Raw genomic sequence first — 15,111 nt, 5'->3', positions numbered from 1 at the left:
GTAATCGTCGATTCGTCTTTTGAAATTTTTCAGGTAAGGACTTGTCTTTAAAACTTGTCAAGCAGTAAATTTTTCTATGCCAGGCATAATTTATTCATTTAAAATAATTTAATAATATTAACATTATGTTATGATTTTGGTACCGTATTTGTTAATTTATTTAACATACCAATTAAATATTATGTTATGAAAAGGATATTTACTATTATCGGACTGGTTTCGATGACTGCATTTGCTAATGCACAGATTGTGATTAATGAAGTGTACACTGGTGGAGGACTTTTAGGCGCAACACTGGCGAACGATTTCATAGAATTAAAAAATATTGGCTCTTCTTCAGCCTCTCTGAATGGCGCAACTATTCAATATGGCGGGGCAACTGGTGGATTTACGCAATATCATACATTGCCAAATATCACTTTAAGCCCTGGGCAAACTTACTTAATACAGGAAGGCTCCGATGGTCTTCTGGGACTAATCAATCTTGTCAATCCGAATCTCATCGTAGCTCTTGTACTCAATTTTGACGGATCAAGTCCTTTGGTAGGCGTAGGTTTGTCTATCGGTCTCACTTCAGGAAAAGTTGCTCTTGCAAGTAATACTACACAGGTTACAGGGCCAACAGCAGCCAATGTTTTAGATTTTGTAGGTTATGGAACTGTAAATCAATATGAGGGTTCAGCACCGGCTCCGTCTCCAACGATCTTAAATTCAATTACAAGAACATCGGGAGATACAAACAATAATTTTGTAGACTTTACGGCGACAATACCTACACCACAGGCGGCAACGCTTGCAGTTAATGACTTGTATAATAATTCTGCAAAATCAAATTTTATCAAAAATTCGTTCGTCCGTGATGAGGAAATAATTTTTGGAGTTGAAGTTAAAGATGTGAAAATTTACAGTCTTTCTGGTCAGGTTGTGAAAACAGCTACGGTGAAAGAAGGGGCTGCTTTGAATATTTCTGAGTTACAAAAAGGCAACTACATCGTTACAGGAACGGTAAACAATCAGCCGGTGTCTCAGAAAATATTAAAAAATTAATTTAGTTTATAGTTTTAGTAAGATGGAAACAGTTGTCAGCCGACAGCTGTTTCTTTTTAGTACCAGCCCCGTCTTGCCGCGTTGATGATTGTGCTTAGATTAAGAACTAAAGTATATCTGATCCTTTTTCCATAATCTTTAAAGCCAGGTTCAAATCCTAAGGAAGACTGTACCGGGAAATAAATTTCAAGAAAATCAGGAATTACACGCACTTTCACTCCACTATCCCAAATAAACTGGGTAGGATTGTTTTTATTTTTAAATATTCCCGCATCGGCATATACATGAAAAATTTTCCATACGCTGGTGTCAACGTTTACTGAAGTAATAAACTGGTTAACGGTTCCAGGAATGAATGATTTAAAACCACCATCAGCCAAAATAAATTGCTGAGATAAAATACCACCCGTTGCACTCTGGCCAAGAAGGTTGTAAGAAAAAGAATAGTCAGATACTCTTGAGATTCCGTAATCAAATGTATTGTTTCTGGTTTCGTTTCTCATGAAATATCCGGCAAAGAGTCTCAGGCTTAATTTCTGTCTTGGTGCAAATTCCCATCTGTAAAAAGCTTCTCCGGTAATTTTATTAAAATCATGCATCGCCTGAGTGCTGATGCTGAAGCTTTTTTCATGAATCATCTGGTTGTCGGAATAACCGTAGCCCAAAGCCCAAAGATTATATTTATCATAATCCCGGTTGGCAATCATCCTCGGATTCAGATCTCTCTGGAAATAATTATAAGAAAAACTTGCGCCTCTGCTTACCGTACTTCTGGGGTTTTTTCTGAAACTTATATTTGAATATAAAGACGCTTTTCTGTAAGCCAAATCATAGTCATAATGAAAATAAGATCCCGAAACTCCAAAAGTTAGGCTCTGTATAATGCTTTCAGCTGGCAGAAAAGAGTAGGCAACAGCTCCCGAACCTGTAAGTTTTCCTGTACCTGTACTGAATGACGGAGTGATGGAGTATAAAAACTTCTGATCAAACAACGACTGGTTTTTAAAGTTCATCCCGATCAGAAACTTATCATATGTATTTGTAAAACGAATTCTCGGATTCAGATAAATCTCATTGAATTCCGGATTGGGAATGTCTTTAATCAGCTTAAATTTAATCTTTTTTGAGTTTGAAAACAGACCTTTAGTGTACAAAAAGTTGTCTCGGTAGTTTGCTTCCGGGAAGATGTAATCATCATTCAGTGTAATTTTGTATACATTTTCTCCGGGAAGACTGACGGTTTGCAGCCTTTGGTTTTTCTCAGTTTCTATCCAGTAAGATTTTCTCTCGCCATCTCTGGTCTGAGTTTCAAGTTTTACAGGAATAGAATCATCAGTGTTTTTAGCAATTCTGATCTCTAAAGAATCATCTTTAGCCTTAAATTTTTTGAGTTTAAAATTGACTCTGTTTTTGTGTTTTAAAAACTCAGCTAAATAATCTGTTGTTGGCTCCTTTTCTGAAAGCTGCTTTAGAAATTCTTCAGGATTAACCTGCTGATCTCTGTTTTCTGCAATATATTTTTTAATTAAACTGTTAAAATTCTCTTCACCCATCTTATTGGCAGAAAAACTGAAAAGACTTCCCGTTTCAAAACTGCTGATCGCCATGTCGTTGAAATTGCTCAGCGCACCGAAAGGTTCATCGATTTTCTGATCAAGATTTTGGGACATGATATATTGGTACGCCAAACCGTAACGGTCCAGCAATTTTACATCCGATGCGTGGAACCATTTTAAAGGTTTGATTCCCAAAACGCTTGTCTCAGGAAGATTTCCCAGAAGTTTGGTTTCTCCGTAGAATTTTTTCAGGTATTGTATTTCGAGGTAAGATTTCAGTCCGTTTTTGAACCAGTGATGATCCTGTTTATCGGTGATAATGCTTTCATCTAATATTTTCTTCGCAATGATTCCGAAATAATCGAGGTCTACTTTTTCTGCATCGGTGAAAATTTTAAACTTAAATTTCCAGAAACTGATGTCGTTATTCCCGAAAAAATCTTCTTTAGCCCTGAATTTATCAGAAATAAAAAGTCTTTCCGGAACAAAACCAATTTTATCTTTAATAAACTTCAAATGAAGTGGAAGAAAAAATTCTAAATTCTGAATTTCCTGTGGACTGATCGCATAGCCGAATTTTATCTCGGTATTGATGTCGTCAGAATGAACATTTATAGTCGGAAACTGAGTTTGAGAAATAACAAATTCCGGATCTGCATCTAAATATCCTGTAAAGGAATAGGTGCTGTCCTGCTGAAGATTACCATTGATGAAATGATTGGCTGGAAGATTAAAATTAAATTTCCAGTAGGTATTGAAATTCACCGATTCTTCGATGTCGTGGTAATTTCTTTTAGAAATATTGTCCGGATCAAAATGATCCGGAACAATAAAGAAATATTTTAAAGCGATAGTATTGTCAGAAGTTCCATAGCCTGTAAATTTTTTATCAGGAAGCTGAATTTGATACTGTAAGTTGAGTCTGATGCTTTCTCCAGCCGGCAAAGGTTGATTGAGAATGAAAAATAAGTTTTCTCCAGAAACATCAATATTGGAAACCGACAGACTGTTTTTGCTGTTTATCTTAAAGTCTGAAATTTTGCCTAAAGTTTCCGGTTTTGCAAAATGCAGGCTGCTGTTTCGATCCTCCAGTTTTCTGTAAACAAGAGAGGTTCCCCGTTTGTTGTAAGCAGCGACCCAATTGAGAAGTTTAATGCTGTCTAAAGGTTTTTCAGAATGATTATGATAAACAATTTCCTCACTGACCTCCAGAAATTTTTTGTTTTCAGATAATTTTGCAGCAATATAAATGCTGTCTTTCTGTGCAGAAACCTGTACAACTCCCCAAAACAGAATAAAACAAATGCTAAACTTTTTCAATTTGATGATAAAGCATCAAATATAACTTATTTTAAATATAATAAAGATGATTTTACTGCTGAATTGCTTTTTTTTCTAAAGAATTTAAATAAGCTTTCCAACCTTCATTTTTGTACTCAATTGCAGCATTTTCAGGATTTTCAGATTTATAAATTCCTCTTCCTACAATAATAAAGTCGGTATGAAGCGAGCTGAAAACATGTTCTGGAGTATTATACTGCTGTCCTTTTCCGTCACCGGAATCTGCAAGATTTACTCCTGGAGTAAACAGCAACATTTCATCTGGAAGAGCATTCTGAGAAACTCCACCGATAACGTTCGGGTGAGATTGAGCTACTTTTAAAGCTTCTTCTCTGTAACTGTTTGTCGTTAAAGTTCCTTTAGAAGACATCCCGATAATCGCCACAACGCCTACATTCTTAAAACAATCCAAAGATTCGAAACCTCCAATGACCTGAGAAGTGACAAAGTCTGCCCATTCTGTTATTTTGAAAACTCCGCTGGTAAACTGTAATTCCTGAGTGTTTCCGATATCAGCAAATTTTCTGTCTTCCATCAGCAAAAACTGATGTTTTGAAGCCAGTTCTTTTAGCGGAACGATGGTGTTTTGATAATCAAAATCAGAAATGATATCGATGTGCGTTTTTAAAGCAATAATGTGCGGACCTACTTTATCTGCAAGTTCAAGCAATTCCTGAGTGGTTGTAACATCAGCAGAAGCAATCAGGTTTGATTCTTTTGCCAAAGCTATTTCTAATAATTTTTTTGAAACCGAATGCTGGGAAGTTTCAAATTTTTCCTGATATGAAAGTCTTGTTTTTTCTTCAAACTGAATGTGATTTCCGGCAAGGAAATCCTGAATTCTTTTTACTTCTTCGTCAGAAAGCTCTCCGTTTTCCTGAAGAATTGTGCATACTTCTGAAATATTGAAAAGTGTATGAACTTTATATCCTTTGCTTTCCAAAAGCTGTTTCCCGCCCTGTTCTCTATCAAGAACCACAACAATATCAGCAACTTTTAGATCTTCCTGCTCAACTTCGGCAATCGTCTCAATCAAAGATTTTCCGGAAGTGATCACGTCTTCCACCAAAAGACAGTTTTGTCCTTTCTGATAAATTCCTTCGATTAATTTTTTGGTACCGTAGTTTTTGGCTTCTTTTCTTTTAATAATTAATGGAATATAACTTTCAAGAGACATTGCAGTAGCCATCGGAAGCGCAGCGTAAGGAACTCCGCAGATCAAATCAAAATTATCCAACGGAAGCATTTCCAATAAATAATTAGCTAAATTTTTTAAAATTTTAGGATCTGAGGCTAAAGGTCTAAGATCTACATAAAACGGACTTTCAATTCCACTTTTTAAGGTAAATCTTCCGAATTTGATGATCCCCAGTTTATAGCACTCTAAAAAGAATTCTTTTTTACTTTCCATTATTTTTTATTAGATGCTACAAATTTAATGATTTGAACTGATGCCCGAAAATTTATCATTGAAAATGATTCACCGTTTATGCTGAGAAATTATTTTTATATTTAATCGTAAATTATCTAATCCAAATTTTTTGATAACACTGATGGTAGGAAAGTTTATTATTTTCAAAATAGAATTCAAATTACTGCTACTTCTCATAAGTGCATTTGTTTTTGCAACTGTTGTAGGAACTGTCTCGCATGAGTATGGTCATTTTATTGCCGCAAAATTGAGAGGATTTAATACGGAAATTCATTACGGTTACACAAGTGTCATCTATGATAGTTCTTTGAGAGGGAAAGATCATTTTGATCATTTTATTTTTACATTAGGCGGTCCCGTTCAGACAATGCTTGTGGGAACAATCGGTTTGATACTCTTGTTTGTCTTTCGGAAAAATCAACTTGCCTCGGCCTTAGATCTTAAGCGGTGGGTTTTTGTTTTTCTGTCTCTGTTTTGGTTACGACAGACGGCCAACTTTACGGGTTGGATTATAGGGTATCTATCTCAAGGCAAATTCTCTGCTCGGGGTGATGAAATAAAACTGGCTAAGTATTTAAATTTGCCCGGTTGGTCGATTATCTTACCATCCGCTGTTATAGGTTTTATAGTATTAGTGATTGTTATATTTAAATTTATCCCAATACACCAAAGGTTAACATTTATTATCGCCGGATTGATTGGTGGGATAGCAGGATTTATTTTCTGGCTGGAAATTTTTGGTAAAATCATTATGCCCTGATATATTTCCACAAAAAAACCATCTAATAAAGATGGTTTAAATATTATTTAACAATTTCAGCGTCAATAATTTTCGTATTCTCTGTGCCATATTTTCTTTCTGCTTCCCAAAGTAGAAATTTGTCAACCTCTCTTATCAGTTTAGGAATTGCTAAAGATAAAACCGCTAAATCATCTAAAACCCCTGCAACGATAATAAAGTCAGGAATAACATCAATGGGCGACAGTACATAAAGAAGTCCCAGCAGCGGTAGAATGAGATTAATAGATTTTACAGGATATTCTCCTCTTCTCCACATATTGACCATTCTGAAAATGTCAGGAATTTTTTTTACGAAGCCTTTGTGGCTGATCGCTTCCTTCGCTAAATTGAGTTTTGAATATTTCATTTTGTGTTTGCTTTAAAATAATTTTTAACTCTTTGAATTTCGCAAATTCTGTACCAACAAACTATAATTTTAAGTTAAAGTTATTTTACGATATTGTCAATAAACTGATGAATAGATTCTGAATCCCAGTCAGTTGCTGCGTCCTCTTTGATTAGAATTCTTCCATTTTCGTCAAGTAGAAACGTTGTAGGGAACGCTTTCGGAAGTATCTTTTCAGAGATAGGGCTTTGTGCAATATATACAGGAACGGTATAATTATTTTCTTTAAGAAACTTTCTTACTGCCGGCTCCTGGTCTTCCATTGCGATTAAAACAAAATCTACCTGATCTTTTCTCCTGTCATACAGTCTTTGGATAGATGGCCATTCTTTTCTGCATGGTGCGCACCATGTTCCCCAAAAGTTAAGAAAGACAGGTTTATTCCTGAAATTCTTCATATTGGTATTTGCTACATTAATTCCCTGAAGGTCTACATCGTAATCATCCGCTTCAATATGTACAGCTCTTTCTATGGTAGCCACAGGAAAAAACATATCTTTCAAAGTATTTCTAATCCCGGGAACTAAAAAAACGATTCCCAAAACTGCGAGTACAACAACGTATATAATTAATTTCTTCATAATAATTCTAAAATTTCCTGAATCGAATCTTTACCTCTGTTTCGGGAATAGTAGACCTGAAGATCATTATAAAACAATTCTTTAGGATATTCTTCAGGATTTGCTTTGTGTTTTAATAATAATTCATGTCCGAATTTTGGTCTCGGTCCCCATGAGTTTTTCACATTTAAATCTTTGTCCAATATAATGACTTTCGGGATAGACTGCGTGCCGTTGGTTAAAAACTGCTCAATCAGGCTGCTGTCGCTGTCTCTCAGAAAAATTTTGACCTCATTCTCACCTTCAAAAAATTTAACCAAAGCAGGAACAGTTGCGCTTGCATCACCACACCAGGCTTCAGAAATAATCAAAATTTTGCCGTCAAAGTTTTTTGATTTTAATTCACTCAATTGGTCTTCATCGATCACAAACTTTTTAAGCGTTCTGTCCATTCTCTGGATTCCGAGTTCGTAATAAGGTTTGTATTCAAGATCTTTTGCGTTTTCAGGATTGTTCAATCTCTGATTGGCAATTTGAATATATTCATCGAAACTGATTGCTTTGTCCCAGTAATTTTGCATTACTTAAAATATTTAAGTTTAAAATTGATTTAAATTTCTCGTTTTGTTGATCAAAAAAAGATCGGCTAAAACAAAAGCCGCCAAACTTTCGACCACTGGCACTGCTCTTGGTACCACGCAGGGATCATGTCTTCCTTTTCCTTCTACGGTTACCGCATTTCCGTTTTTGTCAACACTGTCCTGAGGTCTTAAAATAGTGGCCACAGGTTTGAAAGCTACCCGGAAATAGATATCCATGCCGTTTGAAATTCCACCCTGAATACCCCCGGAAAGATTTGATTTTGTGGTAAAATCTGTATTAAATTGATCGTTGTGTTCACTTCCTGTCATCTTGGCACCGCAAAAACCACTTCCATATTCAAAACCTTTGCAGGCATTGATGTTCAGCATTGCTTTTGCAAGTTCAGCCTGTAATTTAGAAAAAACCGGTTCACCGATTCCTACGGGAACATTTTTGATGACACAGGTAATCGTTCCGCCAATGGTGTTGCCTTCTTTTTTGATTTCTTTGATTTTTGAAATCATTTTTTCAGCCGTTTCTGCATCCGGACAGCGAACTTCGTTGCTTTCAGTTTTAGAAAAGTCTAATGCCTGATAAGGTTTTTCGCAGAAAATTTCTCCTACAGAAGAAACGTAAGCATTGATTTCAATGTTTGAAAGAAGCTGTTTTGCTAATGCTCCTGCAACAACCCAGTTGATGGTTTCGCGCGCAGAAGATTTTCCGCCTCCACGATAATCACGGATTCCAAATTTTTGGTCATACGTGAAATCTGCGTGACTTGGGCGATAAGATTGCGCAATGTGATCATAGTCTTTTGACTTCTGATTTTCATTTTCAATCATAAAACCGATAGGAGTTCCTGTAGTTTTTCCTTCAAAAATTCCTGAAAGAAATTTCACAGTATCACTCTCTTTTCTTTGTGTAACGATCGCTGACTGACCTGGTTTTCTACGGTCAAGCTCGTGTTGAATTTTGTCTAAATCTATTTCCAGTCCTGCCGGAAAATTGTTGATGATTCCGCCGTACGCCAAACCGTGACTTTCGCCGAAAGTCGTCAGGCTGAGTAGATTCCCTAAAGTATTGAACATAGTACAAAATTACCGATTTTTATTTAGATGGTAAAGTCTTTAAGCGGTTACTATTTATAAGAGTTTTTGATTTTTTCGGTTATAATTTTCACTTGTGTATGTTCGTAAGGAGTCATTTTTTTAGAGATAAATCCTTTTCGAATATCATTTTTGTCAATCGGTTGTGGGAAGATTCCTGCTTTTTGATAATCGAAAACAAAACTTTCTGAGATCGCCGGAATAGGAGTGTCAAAGTTAAAAGGGTATTTGTCTGAGACATTAAATTTCAGATTTCCGGTTTCAAAAGAATGGTATTTTCTGTAAGTGTATGCAGAGGGTTTGTACAGTTGTTTTAATTCAAATGTCCCCATCATCGATGACATTCTGTAACTCGGAACTGACTGTGCGATCAGTGATGGAAAGGTGATAAATCCAACGAAAATTATGCATAAGAAAGAGTAGAAGGTGATCGATTTTTTTTTATCAAAATATTTGAAAAGCAGCAGGAAGATAACCGCGAAAAATACATCGATAAAAAAACGGTACTGTGCTGAGAACAGCAACACCAAAATACTTTTTATCAGAATTGAAATACAGATAAAGGTGATGATTTTGTTTTTTTTAATAAAAGCAAAAATGATCAGAATAATCAAACTGAAAACAAATAAAATATTGAAGACCGACTTAATTCCGGCTAAAAATAACCAGTTTTTAATGTAGTCTAAAGTAGAAAATTCCTGAATTTGCTGATATGTATATTGATTGTCAAAAGTTTTTAAAATTGCAAATTCTGAAGAAGACTTTAATAATTCTGCATTAGGTTTCCAGCTGAATCCAAAGTCAAGCACAGCAACCGGGAAAACTGGATATCCAAACGTCCAGATGTTTTTAAAGAAAAATAAGAACAGAACAAGTATTCCTGGTATTAAAGATTTCAGTTGACATTTGACGATAAAAATCGAATAGAGGAAGCTTAAAATCGGCAGCCAGATCATAGTTGGTTTTATAGCAAAAACAAATACTGAGAAAGCAAATAAGAGGTTAGTGTTTCTGTTGTCTGACAGAATTTCATTTAAAAGAATCAGAGAAAATACAATTACCGGCAGATCAGGACTTGGTGATTGGGAAAACAGGAGTAAAATGGGCAGAAAACATAATTGAATCCAGCTTTTTTTCTCAATGATATAGAGTAAATAAACGGTCAATAAGACAGCATTGATCCTTAAAAATGGGTCGCTGAAATTAGAAAATCCGGCCTGAAAAATATGCCAGACAGACATTTGCCCTAAAACAAGATCGAGGTTTGAAATTCCTTTCACCAAGCCGTATTCTCTCAGCCACTGGATGCTCGGAAAATAGTATCCAAAGTGATCTAAAATATAAGGATAAAATGAACCGCAGAATAAAATGATCAATAAACTGACTGCTAAAAAAACAGAGTTTTTTTTAGTAAACTGATACAACTGCAGATATAGTTTTTCTTTAAAAAAATAATACAGTCCCAGGACAATGGTCAGGATTTCTACGGTTAAGTTTAAAGGAGTGAAAAATGAAAGTACAGTCCAAAGGATGCTGACGGCAAAAATTCCTAAAAATATTTTTCCTGTAAGTCCGTGAAACAATTGGGTTAAAGTACAGTTTTCAACCAGTTTTCCCCAACCTGATAGAGTGGGGATGATGATGATTATGGCGAGTAAAATAAACAGCATAAAAAAGATTGCTTAAAAATAAGCAATCTTTATTGTTTTCTAAAAACAATTTTATCTATTTAGGCTGAACTCGCCCGCTTTTTCTATCCTGTGCTCTACCTAAAGTATAACCTGTTGCGGCACCGATAACTCCACCAACTACTGCACCACCGCCACGGTTTTTCTTGTTAACAATAGCACCTAAAGCAGCACCACTGACTACACCGATTGCAGTACCTTTTGCAGCTTCACTGATTCCTTTTTTCTTAGTTGTAGTTGTTCCTGTAGAACTGCTTCCGTTGTTGGCTACACTACCACTGTTTGAACTTGAAGATCGGTCTCTGTATATCGTTTTTGTTTCTCTGATTACCTGTGGAGCTGCCGCTGCTGCAGCCGTTTTTGCTTTTTGAACTTCAACAAGGCTATCTGCCTTTTTCTGAGTTTCATATGCAAATCTTTCTTTTTCGATCGCTAATTTCTGTTTCTCTATATCAAGTTGTCTCGCCTGAAATTCTATTTTTTGTTGTTCGAGAGATTTTTCTGCAACTTGATCGTCCTTCTTACAGGCAGTCAGTGTAATCACCGACACAAGTCCTGCTAACAATATATTTTTCATAACTCAAATTTTTAAATTCATTAAGCTTTGCAGCTGTTATATGTGGTATGTTCAATTATGAAGCCAAGTTTTAGTTAATGAAGTGTTAAAATTTAATAATTCAATGTAGAAAGGCGATAGCAAAGATTTTTAGAAGTAAATCTTACCGGAAGAAATGCAGTTACTAAGATTGATTTGAATCGAAGATTTGCCTTCATTGAATGTGTTTCTTATCTGATTTATTATTCGTGGTAATGCCGCGAAATTATCAGTTCAGTTCTCAAAGATCTTTAATGTAATATACTAAAAAACAAAAAACCCTAAACTCTGAATAATCAGTTGAATAGGGTTTTTTTGAGGTACCTAGCGGATTCGAACCGCTGTAGATGGTGTTGCAGACCACTGCCTAGCCGCTCGGCCAAAGTACCATTTTTAAGTGGTGCAAATATAGAAGTTTTTATAATTCAAACAAAGTTTTTAAGCGATTTCTTTCTTTCCTAAATCTTCAATGTCGCTTTTTGCCTGTTTTTCAGCCTCATAATTTTTGATATTAATTACTCGGGTGTCACTCCAACTGTCATGCCACCCGTTTTCGCCCAGAAATGATAGTCCGTCAAAAGGAACGAGTCTGCAGATATTTCTTATCAGATAATCTTTTACGGTTGGTTCTGTTCCGTCAGTCATTACAACTTTAGTTCCCAACACAAACTTTCCAATACTTCTACCTTTCGTAAAATACTCCAAAAGGAAAATATAACAGAAAAAAATAATATTGGTTATCACAATATCTGCCACTCTTCCAATCCCTGCAAGCTGGTCAAAAAATTTTGTAAAGTAATAAATTCCAAGCATTCCATCGATAAGTCCCCCAATAAGTGCAAAAGCAAAGAAGAAGAGATTGAAAACAATTCTATCAATTACGATACTTCCTAATCGTCCCCATTTTGTGGCTCTGTGTCTTTCAATTATTTTTAGATAGGTTCTCATGGTAATTAGTAGTTTTAGGTTGGTTTATGTTTTAAAATCCTTTTAAAGTAAATCTTAAATTTGCATTTGTATCAATTACAGCGGTAATTCCGGAATCATTTAAGAGAATCTGATGTGGTTTCAGATTGGCTACTCTTCCAGTCATTTTCAGACCTTTGTAATATTCTTTATTAAATGCTTCTTCAATGCTTTTTTTAGATGTAGTTTCCAGTTCAGCGGTAGGAATTCCATATTCGTCCTCGATCATTTTCACTATTTTTCCTTTGAAAAGGGAAGTGGCTAACTTCTGGAGAATGTTGGCTGTTTTAAGCTTGAATTTCGTGTCTGAAAGTACGATTTTTCTTTTGGTTTCATCGTAAACAGGAATACCTGAGATAAAAGCGGTTCCGTTTACATAGCCTTCCGTATCTGCTTCTATCATAATACGGTTTTCCTCACCGTAGACCTTAATGTCCGAAATTTTTACTTTAGAATCTCTGATATCAAATTCTTTATTAAGAAAAGTTTTTTTGGCAATACTTGTCGCTTCAGAAAACGGAATATTTGCTGTTGTCTGTAGAACAAATTGATCTGCCAGAAGAGGAATGAAATTAAAATTCATCACTGCTTTTGCGGGTTGCGAAGCTTCAGGTTTTGTTCCGGTGTAGGTTTCAGAGAAAATATCGATGCCGATATTGGTGTTAATCTGATTGCCGTAAAATTTCAGTGGAGTAATATTGACATTGATTGGTGTGATTTTCAACCAGGTATTGTATTCTTCTGATATACTAAAAGGTTGAGAAAAAGCATTCCAAGCTAAAACTGCATACTGCTGGAAATTCAGTTGCGAAGCCATTTGCTGATCAATAGTTTTGCAGAAATTATATTGCTGTTCTTTAAGGCTTTTTTCAACTAAAGAGGTAATGGGAATTTGAATCTTACCAAAATCCAAAACCGGTTTTTTTACCCATTTAAATCCTGTAGGCTGAGTAAAAGTGGAGATTGACCAATTGTTTTTGAAGTCTAGTGCAGTTTTAAAATACATCACCGTTTCAAAAGTCGTTTCCTGATAACTGTAGATGCCTAAAGTACCAATGCCTTTCTCTGCCCAGATTTTTAAAGGAACTTCAATTAAAATGCTCTGATTCGTACTTCCCACCAAGCGTATCGGACGGGTTTTCCAGACTTTTACTTTAAACTGGTCGTTGTTATTGTCGGTATAAGAATCATCCTGAAAAATCAAATCTTTCACTGAGGCGTTAATCATATTGCTGATTTCCGACAACGGAATCGTCACCGGCATTGTAATGCTCGATTTTATTTTCGGAAAATTATAAATCGGATCTCCGGAAGTTTTAGTTTGACCAAAAATACCAATGGAAATCAATAGAAAGAATATTTTAAATAACTTCACTGTGTTTTGATTTTTTAAAAATGAAAATTACTCATTTTCTGTAATTCTGCCTAATAAAAAACTTTTCTCCAATTCAATGCTTGCGCCTTTCATTTCACCTTTCATCGGCGGACTGGTTTTGGTTATTCTCAGTTTAATGTAAGAAATCTGATTGAATTTTTCACTGATTTTCATGATAATTCTTCCAGCAACATACTCAAGCAGTTTAGATTTAATCTTCATTTCATCATGAAGAATCTGATTAATGTCCGCATAGCTTATTGTATCATTCAAATCATCAGAAACTGCAGCATCCCACAGATCTGTATGGATTTCTGCATTTAAAATATAGTACGTCCCGATAATGTTTTCTTCGGGAAGAACGCCGTGGTAAGCGTAGATTTTTACGTCTTCTAAAAATATTTTGCTCATAAATTATTATTAAAATGGTGCTTCTGCAAATTTTTGTTAGCCACGAATACACGAATTTTTTTAAAAACAAGATGCAAACTTATTCGTGCATTCGTGGCAATTGAAATTTAAAAAAGCGGGTGAAAAAACCCGCTTTAAAATTTATTTGATGCTTTTCGAAAGATCAAGCATCGCTTCGATGGGCTTCAATGCTTTCAATCGAAGTTCTTCTTCAATGATGATTTCCGGAAGTTCGTATTTCATGCACAGGTACAGTTTTTCCATTGTGTTTCTCTTCATGTAAAAACATTCTGAGCAGTTACAGCTTTCGTCAAAAACCAAAGCAGGAATCAGTTCTTTGTGTGGAGCACGTTTTCTCATTTCGTGTAGAATTCCTTCCTCAGTCGCGATAATAAATTTCTGACAGTCGTCTTTTTCAACAAAATTCAACAAGGCAGACGTCGAACCGATGAAGTGAGCCAGTTTTAAAACTGCTTCTTCGCTTTCCGGGTGTGCAATCATTTTTGCATCAGGATTATCTGCCAGTTGCTGTGCGATTCTTTCCATGGAGAAAGCTTCGTGTACGATGCAGCTTCCATCCCAAAGAATCATATCACGGCCGGTTTTTTTAGATAGGTATCTTCCTAAATTTTTATCCGGAGCGAAAATAATCGGTCTGTCAGTTGGCAAAGCTTCAATTACAGTTTCAGCGTTTGAACTGGTTACGATGATGTCGCTTTCTGCCTTCGTTTCGGCATTACAGTTGATGTACGTTGCAATCAAAGCATTTGGATGCTGCTCACGCATTTTTCTCAAACCTTCTCCAGAACATCCATCTGCCAAAGAACATCCAGCCATTGTATCTGGAAGAACAACTTTTTTAGTCGGGTTCAGAATTTTTGCTGCTTCAGCCATGAAATGTACCCCGCAGAATACAATCATGTCGGCATCGGTATCTTTTGCCTGTCTTGCCAATTGAAGAGAATCTCCTAAGAAATCAGCGATATCCTGAATTTCTCCCGGTTGGTAATAGTGCGCTAAGATTACGGCGTTTTTTTCTTCTTTCAGTTGGAGAATGGCTTTTACTAAATCTTCTCCTTGAGGAATTGCTATATCTTTAATGTCTAAAAATCCTTTTACAGGAAGTGTAGATTTAGCTTTTTCTAATGTTTCGGTACTCATGTCGACCTGTGTTTTTTATTTTATCAGAAATTAAAAGTAAAATTTGGAAAAGGATTTCGTTTGAATTTAGGGTATTCAAAACTTCCATCATCCCGCTTCCAACT

Annotated in this window: 14 protein-coding genes and 1 tRNA gene; 2 read left to right on the top strand and 13 right to left on the bottom strand. The window is 35.7% G+C overall.

Annotated elements, in window-relative coordinates; all coding sequences use genetic code 11:
• The first annotated feature begins 186 nt into the window (after nt 1-186).
• A complete protein-coding gene (locus OMO38_RS08395) occupies nt 187-1,047 on the top strand; it encodes a lamin tail domain-containing protein (RefSeq protein ID WP_264749753.1) in 861 nt (286 codons plus the stop codon).
• 56 nt (nt 1,048-1,103) lie between these two features.
• Here OMO38_RS08395 and OMO38_RS08390 read toward each other — a convergent pair whose 3' ends face one another.
• Nucleotides 1,104-3,923, bottom strand: coding sequence for an aminopeptidase (locus OMO38_RS08390; protein WP_264749752.1), 2,820 nt, complete (start codon nt 3,921-3,923; stop codon nt 1,104-1,106).
• A 52-nt stretch (nt 3,924-3,975) separates the two neighbouring features.
• Complete coding sequence (gene pyrF / locus OMO38_RS08385; RefSeq protein WP_264749751.1) at nt 3,976-5,355, bottom strand: orotidine-5'-phosphate decarboxylase; 1,380 nt, start codon at nt 5,353-5,355, stop codon at nt 3,976-3,978.
• 142 nt (nt 5,356-5,497) lie between these two features.
• Here pyrF and OMO38_RS08380 point away from each other — a divergent pair, with 142 nt between their 5' ends.
• Nucleotides 5,498-6,136, top strand: a complete 639-nt coding sequence (locus tag OMO38_RS08380) for a hypothetical protein (protein ID WP_264749750.1) — start codon at nt 5,498-5,500, stop codon at nt 6,134-6,136.
• A 43-nt stretch (nt 6,137-6,179) separates the two neighbouring features.
• Here OMO38_RS08380 and OMO38_RS08375 read toward each other — a convergent pair whose 3' ends face one another.
• The 11 genes from OMO38_RS08375 to nadA all read right to left on the bottom strand — a co-directional run bounded on the left by OMO38_RS08375 (nt 6,180) and on the right by nadA (nt 15,007).
• Nucleotides 6,180-6,524: a YkvA family protein gene (locus tag OMO38_RS08375; RefSeq protein ID WP_264749749.1), complete on the bottom strand. Its 345-nt coding sequence runs from the start codon at nt 6,522-6,524 to the stop codon at nt 6,180-6,182.
• Nucleotides 6,525-6,604: 80 nt separating this feature from the next.
• Nucleotides 6,605-7,144 carry a TlpA family protein disulfide reductase gene (locus tag OMO38_RS08370; RefSeq protein WP_264749748.1) on the bottom strand — a complete coding sequence of 180 codons (540 nt, stop codon included), beginning with the start codon at nt 7,142-7,144 and terminating at the stop codon, nt 6,605-6,607.
• Nucleotides 7,141-7,704: a thioredoxin family protein gene (locus OMO38_RS08365; RefSeq protein ID WP_264749747.1), complete on the bottom strand. Its 564-nt coding sequence runs from the start codon at nt 7,702-7,704 to the stop codon at nt 7,141-7,143. Before OMO38_RS08365 ends, OMO38_RS08370 begins: the two co-directional genes overlap by 4 nt.
• Nucleotides 7,705-7,722: 18 nt before the next feature.
• Nucleotides 7,723-8,793 (bottom strand): chorismate synthase, encoded by a 1,071-nt coding sequence (aroC, locus tag OMO38_RS08360; RefSeq protein ID WP_264749746.1) that lies wholly within the window; start codon nt 8,791-8,793, stop codon nt 7,723-7,725.
• A gap of 50 nt (nt 8,794-8,843) precedes the next feature.
• Nucleotides 8,844-10,481 (bottom strand): LIC_10190 family membrane protein, encoded by a 1,638-nt coding sequence (locus OMO38_RS08355; RefSeq protein WP_264749745.1) that lies wholly within the window; start codon nt 10,479-10,481, stop codon nt 8,844-8,846.
• Nucleotides 10,482-10,536: 55 nt separating this feature from the next.
• Complete coding sequence (locus OMO38_RS08350) at nt 10,537-11,076, bottom strand: glycine zipper family protein (protein WP_264749744.1); 540 nt, start codon at nt 11,074-11,076, stop codon at nt 10,537-10,539.
• 336 nt (nt 11,077-11,412) lie between these two features.
• Nucleotides 11,413-11,483 (bottom strand) — tRNA-Cys (locus OMO38_RS08345).
• Nucleotides 11,484-11,532: 49 nt separating this feature from the next.
• Nucleotides 11,533-12,042, bottom strand: coding sequence for an RDD family protein (locus tag OMO38_RS08340; RefSeq protein ID WP_264749743.1), 510 nt, complete (start codon nt 12,040-12,042; stop codon nt 11,533-11,535).
• Nucleotides 12,043-12,073: 31 nt separating this feature from the next.
• Nucleotides 12,074-13,435: a DUF4403 family protein gene (locus OMO38_RS08335; protein WP_264749742.1), complete on the bottom strand. Its 1,362-nt coding sequence runs from the start codon at nt 13,433-13,435 to the stop codon at nt 12,074-12,076.
• 27 nt (nt 13,436-13,462) lie between these two features.
• Nucleotides 13,463-13,846 carry a dihydroneopterin aldolase gene (gene folB / locus OMO38_RS08330; protein ID WP_264749741.1) on the bottom strand — a complete coding sequence of 128 codons (384 nt, stop codon included), beginning with the start codon at nt 13,844-13,846 and terminating at the stop codon, nt 13,463-13,465.
• A 141-nt stretch (nt 13,847-13,987) separates the two neighbouring features.
• A complete protein-coding gene (gene nadA, locus OMO38_RS08325; RefSeq protein ID WP_264749740.1) occupies nt 13,988-15,007 on the bottom strand; it encodes a quinolinate synthase NadA in 1,020 nt (339 codons plus the stop codon).
• Nucleotides 15,008-15,111 lie beyond the last annotated feature (104 nt).

Origin of the sequence: Chryseobacterium kimseyorum (genome assembly GCF_025971945.1) — a bacterium.
Taxonomy (GTDB): Bacteria; Bacteroidota; Bacteroidia; order Flavobacteriales; family Weeksellaceae; genus Chryseobacterium; species Chryseobacterium kimseyorum.
The sequence above is the reverse complement of the archived record's forward strand: the minus strand, read 5'-3'. Positions and strand labels throughout refer to the sequence as shown.